This window comes from Paraburkholderia sp. A1BS-2L, from assembly GCF_051125205.1.
In the GTDB taxonomy this organism is placed as follows: Bacteria; Pseudomonadota; Gammaproteobacteria; order Burkholderiales; family Burkholderiaceae; genus Paraburkholderia.
This window is the reverse complement of record NZ_CP120433.1, coordinates 84282-95121: the sequence shown is the minus strand read 5'-3', so window position 1 is coordinate 95121 and position 10840 is coordinate 84282. Positions and strand designations below refer to the sequence as shown.

The following is a 10840-nucleotide window of genomic DNA, read 5'->3' as shown; positions in this document are numbered from 1 at the left end:
TGCTCCTAGACGGTTGGGAGGTAGGCCGGGGACTGGTAGCCGCCAGTGGTTCCGGCCGGGATGCGGTGAGGCGTGGCCGTCACTGCATGGGATCTATTATAGTCTGCTTACGTACATACGTAAATACGTAATTGCGTAAATATTTGGCTGGGGGTTCGGCATGTCAGGCGGTCAAGGGGACGCCCGGAAGCCGCAGCGGAGCGCAGAGCTGGCCGCAGGCCAGGTCGAGCACCGAACGGGTGAGGACGACAGCGCAGCGGCCCTTGACGGGCTGGCGTGCCGGGATAGACCCTCCAGTCGAGGGTGTGGGGGTGGTTTCATCTCCCCCGCACCCTTGACGACAGAGGGCGACTCGCTCCTTCCCGCAGGGCGGGAAGGCGGGGGATGGGTGGGTGTGGCCGCCGCCGGCGGCCCTGCCCTGCTCTGCTGAATGCAGGTGTGAAAAGCCGCCCTTCGGTGGCTTCGTTACTTCATACGCGGAGCGCGTGGGCGGTCGGTTGGTGCCGGCGCACTCGCCGGGGCATCCTTTGTGCGCTGATCCGGCGGATCGAGCGTGATCTGGATGTTTGGATTCAATCGACACGTGGCCTTCTGAATCGAGTCCCAATGCCTGAACGGCACGGTGCCGACGTTCAGCGGTTTTTCACTGAGCGCGATCTTCGCCGGGTAGGTCACGACCTTCATGTGTTCCCAGCCCGGCTCGTTGATAACCGATGCGATCAGGTCCGGTCGCTGCATCAGGAGCACGTGAGGTTTCGACGGGTCGAGCGTGCTCGTATCGACGCCCTCGTGCTCGAGCTGCCGTTTCAGGATTCCCTGCAGTTCGTCCATCATGCTCCGCGACAGCCGTTGGAACGTGATGAAGTCGTGCTGTGGCAGATCCTCCGGCTTCATCATGAGCGGATTCTGTTTCTGGTCTAGCTTGACCAGCAGATCTATGACGGTGAACTGCAGGCGATTCTTGTCGGCATAGGCACGAGCCGCCATGAATCCTTCCTGCTTGCTTTGGTATCCGTATAAAGCGGAAAAAGCCCCAGGAACGGGGCTTTTCATAGGCAAACCGCAATCCTTCAGCGCGATCACGCGCGGCGCCGCACCTTCGTAAAAGTACACCGTCGATAGTTCAATAATATGCTGTGAGTCGGGCTTCTCACTCGTTGTCACCAGTATCACCTTGTTTAGTCCAGCCCTGAATCAGCACTTTCTCGACGTGCTGTCGGTCGCCAACACTGCTCACTACGTCAGCCATCGTCCGAAGAGTTTTCTTCGGCGTCAGCTTGAGCCGTCGCACTGCTTCGATCCAACGCATCACCGGCCGACCGGGCTTACCGTCATGCAATAGCAAGCGATATACCGACGGCGGCGAACGTCCGATCAGCGTTGCGAACTTGTCGCGATCCTGCGGCGTGTCCTGCAGCCCGAGGAAGTCATAAAACTCCTTGACGTCGGGCGGCAGTTCTACGGGCGCTGATTCAGGGTGTTGCCGATACAAATGAAGGAGCATGGCCACTACCGGATCGGCGATCTGCTTTGCCGAGTTCTCAGCACTGGTCAGCTCCTCCCACTTCGCTTTCTGCAAGCCGAATGCGTCCGCTGCCGCAACTTTCGTCAGACCGTTCTCGATCCTCCAGCGCTCCAAGTCAGTTCCGCAGATTGGCTGAAGCTGTTCATTTTTCATATCCATACTCATTCACGGAATGATAGCAAGGATGCCCCTCCGTGGGCAGTGTTTTCTAGGCACTTCCCAAGGCGGGCTATTTTGAATAATATACACGATACGAAATTCGCGCGGCTAGGGTTCAGCCCCACGATCGGCTCACGGTAACAACTAGGCGTTTAACGGCCTGTATGCGTCGTGACTTGAGGCGAACCCAGCCCTTCACTAACTAGGGAATGCCCTATGAGCGCTGAGTCTGACGCAGTTATGCAGCAATTCCGCCAAGCGGTTTACGAGCGCTTGGTCAGTCCAGGAACGGGTTCTCAAGTGTCGCCCGAGGGCTCGATTGGGCAACGGTCTATTGCGTATCGAGATTGGCTTATCACGGTCCGTAAGACGAAAGAATCGGAGGCCCTCGCATCCGACTTCGTGCGACATTGGGCCGTCGCTGACATGACCGCCTGGCATGCGATGCCAGGTGATCGACACGAGCTTGCGGCCGATGACATCTTTCAAAATATTTCCGCAAACGTTTCATATGCGGAAATTCTTCAGACAATCGATGCAGAAATGGTCGATCGTGTCAAGACACTCTCCGCTGAGAACGATCGAAGGTCCGCCGAGAAGGAAGAACGGAAAGCGCGCGACTACGTGGATAGCCGTGCGGCACTTCTCGCCGAGCAACAGGCAGCGCTGCGCATCGCTGAATCGTTCAAAGATGCTGGGCGTGTCCCCGATGCCGAATGGGCACGACTCGGCCGTGCTGTCGATCGCGTGTATCTCGGCGGTGATCGCGCCGACCTAGGCGCGGCCCTCGAACTCGCGACGACGATGGCGCGCGTCGATACGACGCGGCCCTGCCCTTTTCCCGAAAGCGCAGTCCAACGGGCTTTCGAAGGCGAACGGGCATATCAGGCGTCGCGGGCGTCGGCGAATCACGAGGAAGTGATCGCCGATTTGGCCTTGCGAGCTGGCAATGAAGGCGATCCGGCACCGAGCTATGTTCTCGAACGTCGTCAGGCGGTCGAGCACTATGCGTTCGGTTTGGAGCTGCGCCTCGAGGCCCTTAGAGCAGCGAACGCCGATACGTTTGCGCTGCGAGAGACGCAGGATCTGCTGGCTGTCGCCCACGCGCGAGCGAAGTCGCTCGCGAGCGACAGCCCGGAGAACGCGAGCGCCGAGAAGACCGACGAGGCCATGCAAGCAGCAGCTACCGCACCTGCCGCTGCGCCGGTCGCGGCGTCGCCGTTGCCGGCAGCGGAAGAAGCCGACGGCTTCGCTGGCGAGGCCAAGGACCGCGACGCCGACGACAAACCGTTCGATCCCGAGCTGGCGATCAGCAAGCTGCTCGAAAACGTCACGTACAAAGCTCAGAAGGACGGCAGCGTCCTCTACATGGTGAGTGAGCGCCCGGCGTTCATCGATCACGGTCAACAGATCGTGATGGCCAGCAAGGCGAATGAAGATGAAGAAGCGATCCTTGCCGCGATTCTGCTCGCGAAGGAGAAGTACGGCGGCTCGTTCGAGTTGACGGGTAGCGAGGCGTTTCAGCGGCACGCGATCGAGATCATGCTCAAGCATAAGGTCGACGTGACGTTGAAGAACCCGCAACAGGACGCGCTTCGCCGCGAGCTCGCGAAGGCCGCGGGTGAGGAGCCGAAGCTGCCGGAAGCGCAGGAAGGGGCGGGACCGAAGCCGCTCATTGGCAAGCCGGCTAACGGCGATCAGGAAGCGGGAAACGCGCCCGTGACGGCCTCGTCGTCAGATGCACCGGATGACGCGCCGGCGAGCCGCCTAGCGGCCGATCTGCTCCCCGTGCGCGCGCTCGATTGGTGGTCCGTGCAGCGCGAAGCGATCCAGGTGTGGGCCAAGAGCGATGACGAGCTCAAGACCGACCTCGAGCAACTCGGGCCGCAGCCCTCCTCCGATCTCATTTACTGGTTCGACAAGGCTGGGAAGCCTTGCGATCCGCCGGCGGACGCCGACGGCTATCTCGCGAACATGAAATCTGAACCGGCCGGCTTTGTATCCGGTTCGGAATCCGAATTGCGCCTGCGCGACGCAATGGGCAATGGTGAAGTTAGCGCGAAATCGTCTAACAGTGAGGTAACTGCTATGAGTGACAATCAGGCATCAAAAGAGAACGAGCCGAAATTGATCTTGCGTGGTGTGCGCAAGCTCGACAATGGCGAGTTCGACACGACGGCGCTGCTGTTCAAGGGCAACGGCGACTATCTGCAGGGCTTCATCAAGGTCGGCGACGAGAAGCACCAGGTGATCGCGCACATGAACGAGCGCAAGAATCCTGATCCCGAGACCGGCGAGATCAAGCCGAACTTCCTGAAGCTCGTCGAGCCGCATGGCAATGGCGACGACACGAACTGGAAGGAACTCGGGTTCGGTAACGCCGTGAACCGTCGCTCGGACGGGAAACCCGTATACTTCGACGAAGTGTTGTTCAGCGTCGGGAACGAAGTCATCAAAGCGCGGATCACGAAGAACGTCGACGACGAGCTGCACCGGAAGCTGGGCTTTCAGGAGGCGCGTCAAGCGCGTCCGAAAGACGACAGCAAGAGCAGCGCGGCTCCGGGAGAAGCGAGCCCAAAACCGACGGCGCCGGCAGCCAAAGCAAAGGAGGACGCGGCCGGCGCTCCAAAAGCACGCCGTAGTTCGCGCGCTAAGGCTTGACGCCGTGCCGCCTGTTAATCCATCGAGGGAATCGCCATGAAAATCTATGTACGCGCGTTATTCGTGCTGTTGCTGTGCTCTGCTGTCAGCGTACAGGCAGCGACCTGCCGAAGCGGCAGCGCTGCTGCGCAAGGCAGTCAGAGCGGTTACGATCGGGATAAACAGGCTGCGCAGCAGACTGCCCAAAGCGAACGGTCCTCCTCGGACATTCTTGGAAAATGCGTGGGCGGTATCACTTCGGTGCTTACCGCCCCGCAATTCCCGTCCCTCTCTGACATCTTCGACCAGATCAAGAATAAGGTCTGCCAGATCGCAAGTGATCAGGTCAACGGCGTCGTCGGTGACGTCAATGGCCAGATCAACGGCGTGATGAACGGCATCAACGGCCAGGTCAGCAGTGCTGTGAATGGCACGGGCGCTGGCCAGATCGTTGGCAGCGTGCCGCAGATCAGTGGCCCGTCGTTGCAGCAGACCAGTGCAGGGTCGTCGCAATCGTCGGCCTTCTGGAGCAATATCTGGAAATGACGATCCAATCGCGATCCTGCCAAAAGGCCACTTCGGTGGCCTTTTCTTTTGCCCGGCGCCAGCGCGCGAGCGACCTCTGCCGGGCAAAAAAAACCGGCCACAAGGGCCGGCGAGAAGTCCTCTAGCGTTATCCGAGGGCCGTGCTAGAGGCTGAGAGACATCATGGCCGCGGCGCGCGGCTGGACGATCGGTTCGGCGCGTTTCGCAGGTCGGCGGGTGCGAACAAATCCGCGTAGCAGATCGGCCCTTGGGTCGCTCCGGCCGTGCGATGCAGCAGCTCGGCCGACTCGCGCCCGTGGACCTGCACCGGAAACGAGGGAGCGCCATTGGAGATGAGCCAGAAGCTCCGCGTGATTCCGTTGGTGAAGCCGATGTGCGTGCGGCCGCGCTCGTCGTTCCATGCGCCGACGTCGGCGAGCGGTACCGGATTGGAACTGCCTTGCGCGAATCCGTCGACCGCATACGCATACTTGTAGTCGCGCGGCATCTGCGAGCGCAGAACGCACTGCTCGTCGCTGCGCAACCATGCGAGGTAGAAGGCGTCGGCGTCGACATGCACCGCGAACATCTCGTTTCCGATGTGGCCAGCGGATGCCGACATGTAACGATCGGCCTGACCTGGTACAGGGATGCGCCATACGGCGCGATCGTGGCCGAGCTGGTGAATGTTGCACGCCTTCGCGCGTGGCGAGGCTGCGACTTGGCGCTCGAGGTTGCGAATCTCGCTCGCACGCGCAATGGAAATGCGGATTCGCTCGAGCATCACTCGTGATCCTGGAAGCGGTTGCGATACCACCACGGACGGGCGTAGATGCGCGAACCGCGCAGCAGGTGCAGGAACTTCTGCCATAGGACCTTGAACGTGAGGCCGAACTTCGCCAGCACGGCGAAGAACACGATCACGCCCACGGCGGTCCAGAAGGTCCACCAACGCATGTGGAACAGCCAAACGAAGATGGGCATGTACGCGATGCAGGGAATGCCGAGCAACGTCGGTGTCTGCGAAGCGTGGCGCCAGATGGAGATGCTCATGCTGCCTCCTGCGAACGGATACGGAATGCTTTATGGCCGGCCAGTTCGATGAATTCGCTCTTGTCGATACGGCCAGCCTCGTAGAGAGCCCAAGCCTTATCGTCCAGCGTCGCCTTTTGGGACTCCAGACGTGCGCGGATTATCGGTGCCCATTGGTCGTAAGGCTGCATTTGCAACTCGTTCTTGAAGTCGCGATCGAATATCACGAACTCACGAACGGCAACGCGCTTACCGTCAGTTGTCTTGAGCAGGCGCTGCACGACAATGACACGCAGGCAGCCGAGCAGACGCGAAGCGACGGCCGACTGCTGTTGCGGTGGATAGACCTGAATCGCGCGGTTGATCGTCTCGGCGCACGACTCGGTGTGCATGGTGCCGTAGGTCAAGTGGCCGGTCAGACCAGCCTCGATCGCAGCGTCGATCGTCTCAAGGTCGCGCATTTCGCCGATGCCGATGATGCTCGGCTTGCGGCGCATGGCATTGCGCAGGCCAGTGGCGAAACTCTCGATGTCGCGACCAACTTGAGCTTGGTGCGGCTGCGGGCCTTTCCAGTGCGCACCGCCGAGCACGAATTCGATCGGATCTTCGTAGGTGATGACCTTGCGGTCCGGCATGTAGATGCCGGCATAGCCGTAGACACCGGATTGAAGTGTGGTCTTGCCCGAGCCGGTCGGGCCGCAGACGAGAACGAGGCCCATGCCGGGATAGAACGCCTCAAACAGCTCCTGCTCGATGCCCATCTTGGTAATGTCGGGCAAGTCGAACGGGATCAGGCGCATGGTGATCGCGTAGGCCATGTCGAACCGTGCCACGCGACCCTGGATGAAGTTGCAGCGGAAACGAAGGAACTTGCCGCGCTCGATGCCAAGCTCTTCCCCGGCGAGCTCCAATGAGCGGTCCGCGCCGTGACCGCCACGCACATTGTTCTCGACCTCGGCCTGCCACACTGAACTGAGCAGGCTGGATAGATGGCCCTGCTTGATCGTGTGGGTGCTCGCCTGCCGCTGACGACCGTGAATTTCGACCCATGCGTAATCGCCGCCCTGCACGAGAATGTCCGAAACGCCATAATCCGAGCAATATTTCAAGAAGTGCTTGAAAGTATGCGCGGTCACGTCGCCCCGAAAATCGTAGGGCTCGAACTGGATGAGTTCACTCATTTCTCGTCGTCGCCAAGCGGTCGGCCTTCGATCTGCGTTGCCGGTGGTTTGGCAGCAGGCGCAGTGCCCGACTGCGGAACTGGTGCGACCTTCGGCGCGGGCTGTTCGCCGCGATTGACGGTTGGGCTCCACTTGTTCGGGTTCGTTTCGAACGTTGCCTTGCTCGTCACGCGGCGCAGGGTATCGCCGAGCATGAGTTGCCGGCCGTCACCAGTGACCGTCTGACGGGATTCAGCGACGCGCGTAGTGGAGATCATGCCCTCCTGCACGAGCGTCGAGTACCGCACCATGCCGGTGTAGTCACGCGTGAGCCGGTTGAAATTGGCGGCAAGGATCGCATCCGCCTGCTGTTCACCTGCGCTCCACCCGTTCTTGACTGCATCGCGCCAAACAGCCTCTTCGTTGCCGTTCTGCGGCCGAGTATCGAAGGTCGGAAGATCGACACCGCCCTTCATCGGGAGCCCGACAAACAGGTAGTCTCGCCACGTCGGCGGAACGCTGACGAAGCGCTCTTCCTTCTCGATCTTGTAGACGCGATTCGCGGTGCGAATCTGGTCGGGCGAGAACGACGACAGTTCGCGGGCCTCGACGATAACCGGAGGAATGGTGCCGTTGCGGTTGATGAGCGGCGAGAACTGGAAGATGGTATCGAGGTTCTCGGCGCGTGCGTTGAGCGCGTCGCGAAGTACGCGCGCACGTGCGGCCATGCCGCCGCGGAAGCCTACCGTCTTGCCGGCTTCGGTGAGCATCTGCATGCGCAGATCCGTGAGGCCGGTGGTCGCCTTCGACGGCGGATTCAGGAGCGAATCAAGCGTGACCGGCTGATCTTCAGGTGCCGGCGTCGACGCCTGAGCTTCGGGTGCCGGCGCAGCCGGCGCCTGAGCGACCGGGGCCGATGCCGAGGACGCTGTTGCCGGCGTTTGCGCCTGCTGGGCCGATGCGGCGGCCGGGGCTTGGGTCTCGGCAGCATGTGCCATGCTGGCCACGAGGAGCGGGATCGCCGCGACGACAAAGCGCTTCATGATCGTCTCCCCGTATCAGGACTGCGGACGGTTGTATTGCAGTACCAGCTTATCCGGGTACTGCGTGACATCGGCGCGGTAGCCGATCTGCGCCCGGACCATCTGCATCACGGCGTCGTAAGACGCGTCCTTGACGTCGATGTTGACCGGCAGCGGCATGCGCAAGCCCATGAACGAGAACGCGAGTCCGCGATCATGCGCGAGCTTGTTCAGGAGCTGCAGGGCGTCGCCCTGCCACGAGAGTGTGACGCGGTGCTGATCGTCGACGATCGACACTGGCAACTTCGTGGTCGCCTGATTCAGCGCACCGGCCTGATACAGGTCGGCCTGCGCAGATTGGATCTTCTGCGAGGCGTCGAGGATCTGGCGATCGATTTCGGTTTGAGCGTTGTCGGTCTTCGGCTGGGTCGCGCAGCCAGTGAGCGCGAGGCCGATCAGCAAACCGGCAAGGGTGTAACGCGGCATAGCCATAGGTGGCCCTCCTTTTAAATTTCGTATTAAGGTTACTATACAAAACCGAAGAGGGCAATGAAAGGGGCTATTTCCGGCGTTGTTGCCTAGTCTTTGCGTCGCGGCTTGCCCGCGCCAACTCGGCAGCTCTGGAGCGACGCAGCGCGTCTTGAGCCGCATCCTTGAGGCGGGCGTCGATTTTGTATTCGAGCATGATGTCGATTGCCCGGCGCTTGAATTCCTCACTGCCGGTGAGTTCGAACGTGCCGCCATACTTCTCGGCGGCCAGGTGCAGGGCTGCGGCGATCGCGGAGTTGTCTGCCGCGCCCTTCGCCAACACGTCGATGCGTCTGCCAAGGTCGATGAAGGCGTCGCGGCCGTCGTCGACACGGTACACGACCGTTCCATCCCGACGAACGCGGAAATAGATCCCTTCCGCGATGTCACGCGCTGTAGGATCAGCGTCGTCCGGATGAACGATGCCGTCCGCTCCGTCGTTGGCGAGCGCCCGCTCGAGCTCCTTCGCACGCCGTTTCTCGCTATAGGTGAAGCCACGCAGTTGGCTGATAGCTGCTGCGTCGCCAGTGGCCGCCTGACGCTCGACCCATTCACGATATGGCTGGCGTCGGTTTGACTGATCGTCGCGCAATTCCTTGCGCTCGTTGCGGATCTCCCGCTGAAGCCGATCGCGTGCGCGCAGCGTCTCGAAAGCGATCACGCTGTACAGGGCCTTGCGGGCGGCTGGATCGGTCACTGTTTGACGTACCTCGAGGCGACGCTGACGCGCGTCGGCCCGAAGCGCCGCGAACCGGGCCCGGACGTCGGTCGGGTCAAGCCGGCGATAGACGAAGCCGCTTTTGTACTCGTCGTACCGCGCGCGCAGCTCGCGCCGAGCCTCTGCGCGCTCCTGCCGGCGCTCTTCGCGAACCTTGGGATCGCGTTTCAGTGGTCGATGCTTGTCGTAGGTCAGAACGGAGTCGGTTGTCGACTCGGACGGCTCGAACGGGCCGAGGCGCTTGACTAGCCTGGTTCTGCCAAGCGCCTCGTGCATGTCACTGGCCTTGATCGGCGTGGTGTCGCCTGAGTTCAGATCAAAGATCGCGAAGCCCTGCCCCTTCTCGCGCAGTTCGAGACCGTATTTCGCGAGAAGGTTGTGCAGTTGCCGCCAAGTGAGCTGGTCGTTCTTCAGCGCAGCCAGCAGCGCCTTGCGCGGTTCGCCGCGCGCGTAGGTGAACAGGCTTTCCTGATCGGCATGCCGCTCCATGTCGGCCGCCGGCGTCGGTCGCTTGCCCTTCGTGCTGGGATCTTTGCTCGCCCAATCGATGACGACTTGGCCGTTACGCTCGAACACGGCGTATGGTCCTTTGTCGTGCTGCCACCCGTTCTGGAGTTCGAGCTCGCGCATCGCGCGATCGAGCTTGAAATAGTCCCGCTCCGGATAGACCGCCGCGAACGTATCGGGATTGACGCGATTCACGGCAATGTGCAGGTGTGCGTTGTCGGTATCGCGATGCACGGCGAACACGTACTGATGATCGGCCATGCCGACAGCCGCGAGCGCGTACCTGCCAGAGTCGAAAGCCTGCTCGTCCGTCGGCGATTCCGACGACGGCCACGACAGCACGATGTGATACACCGGGTCCTTGACCCGCGGATTCTGTGCCGCGACGGCATTCATTTCGCCGGCAGCGGTCGCCAGCGACAGGCAGTTATGTTCGCATGCGACGCCGTTGGGCGTTACGACTCGCTCGGGCTCGCCGAGGAGTCGCCCGAGGTCGGCGACAACATCTGATGCATCTCGTCCATGCCTTCGTTGAGCGGACTCAGCATTAAACGCAAGGTTGGCTCGACGGGCTCGGGCTCGCTCTTGAAAGTCTCGATCAGCTTGCGGAGCCTGTCGGAGATAGCTTGCTGCTGCTCGTAGATGGTTTCGAGCACGGGCAAGGCTTCGTTGATGTTGATCGCCATCTACGCCTCCTCGTCCACGAGCTGCGTCTTCAACTCGCTCGTCAGATCGACCATGTTCTGCCCCATAGGCAGCAACAGCCCTTCGAGCACTTTCAAGACGGACTCGGACGGCATCTGCATCAATAGAATTAGTTCGTCGAGCAGCGCGCAGATGGTCTTCTGCTCCTGCGAGATGTTCTCGAGCACGCTCAAGAATTTGGTGGTGTCTTCTTCGGTCGCTTGGATCGAGCTCGTCACTTAGTTTCTCCTGGTCGTCGTCGCGGTTGGTGATGTACTCCACCAGGTCGCCGAAGTCGGACCTGCCGTCTTGGCGTCGCTCGGGGATTTTCGCCAACATC

10 protein-coding genes are annotated in these 10840 nt (G+C 61.2%); 2 read left to right on the top strand and 8 right to left on the bottom strand.

The genetic code is table 11. The annotated features are described in order from the left end of the window. Positions 1–465: 465 nt before the first annotated feature. Positions 466–1164, bottom strand: coding sequence for a hypothetical protein (locus tag P5W98_RS36085; protein WP_226206304.1), 699 nt, complete (start codon positions 1162–1164; stop codon positions 466–468). Further along, positions 1151–1678 (bottom strand): hypothetical protein, encoded by a 528-nt coding sequence (locus P5W98_RS36080; protein ID WP_007183065.1) that lies wholly within the window; start codon positions 1676–1678, stop codon positions 1151–1153. The genes P5W98_RS36085 and P5W98_RS36080 overlap by 14 nt, the downstream gene beginning before the upstream one ends. 432 nt (positions 1679–2110) lie before the next feature. On the opposite strand from P5W98_RS36080, the gene P5W98_RS36075 reads away from it, so the two are divergent. Continuing rightward, a complete protein-coding gene (locus P5W98_RS36075) occupies positions 2111–4345 on the top strand; it encodes an LPD7 domain-containing protein (RefSeq protein ID WP_333986468.1) in 2235 nt (744 codons plus the stop codon). 36 nt (positions 4346–4381) lie between these two features. Further along, positions 4382–4870, top strand: coding sequence for a hypothetical protein (locus P5W98_RS36070; RefSeq protein WP_007183067.1), 489 nt, complete (start codon positions 4382–4384; stop codon positions 4868–4870). A gap of 160 nt (positions 4871–5030) precedes the next feature. Here the strand turns inward: P5W98_RS36070 and P5W98_RS36065 are convergent, their stop codons facing one another. The 6 genes from P5W98_RS36065 to traI all read right to left on the bottom strand — a co-directional run bounded on the left by P5W98_RS36065 (position 5031) and on the right by traI (position 10839). Beyond that, complete coding sequence (locus P5W98_RS36065; RefSeq protein WP_007183068.1) at positions 5031–5633, bottom strand: plasmid fertility inhibition factor family protein; 603 nt, start codon at positions 5631–5633, stop codon at positions 5031–5033. After that, on the bottom strand, positions 5633–5902 hold the full coding sequence (gene icmT / locus P5W98_RS36060) for an IcmT/TraK family protein (protein WP_007183069.1): 270 nt from the start codon (positions 5900–5902) through the stop codon (positions 5633–5635). Before icmT ends, P5W98_RS36065 begins: the two co-directional genes overlap by 1 nt. Continuing rightward, on the bottom strand, positions 5899–7062 hold the full coding sequence (gene traJ, locus P5W98_RS36055) for a plasmid transfer ATPase TraJ (RefSeq protein WP_007183070.1): 1164 nt from the start codon (positions 7060–7062) through the stop codon (positions 5899–5901). The genes icmT and traJ overlap by 4 nt, the downstream gene beginning before the upstream one ends. After that, positions 7059–8084, bottom strand: coding sequence for a type IV secretory system conjugative DNA transfer family protein (locus P5W98_RS36050; protein ID WP_007183071.1), 1026 nt, complete (start codon positions 8082–8084; stop codon positions 7059–7061). Before P5W98_RS36050 ends, traJ begins: the two co-directional genes overlap by 4 nt. A gap of 15 nt (positions 8085–8099) precedes the next feature. Then, complete coding sequence (locus P5W98_RS36045) at positions 8100–8555, bottom strand: DotD/TraH family lipoprotein (RefSeq protein WP_007183072.1); 456 nt, start codon at positions 8553–8555, stop codon at positions 8100–8102. A gap of 67 nt (positions 8556–8622) precedes the next feature. Beyond that, positions 8623–10839 (bottom strand): TraI/MobA(P) family conjugative relaxase, encoded by a 2217-nt coding sequence (gene traI, locus P5W98_RS36040; protein WP_305728315.1) that lies wholly within the window; start codon positions 10837–10839, stop codon positions 8623–8625. Position 10840: the final 1 nt, after the last annotated feature.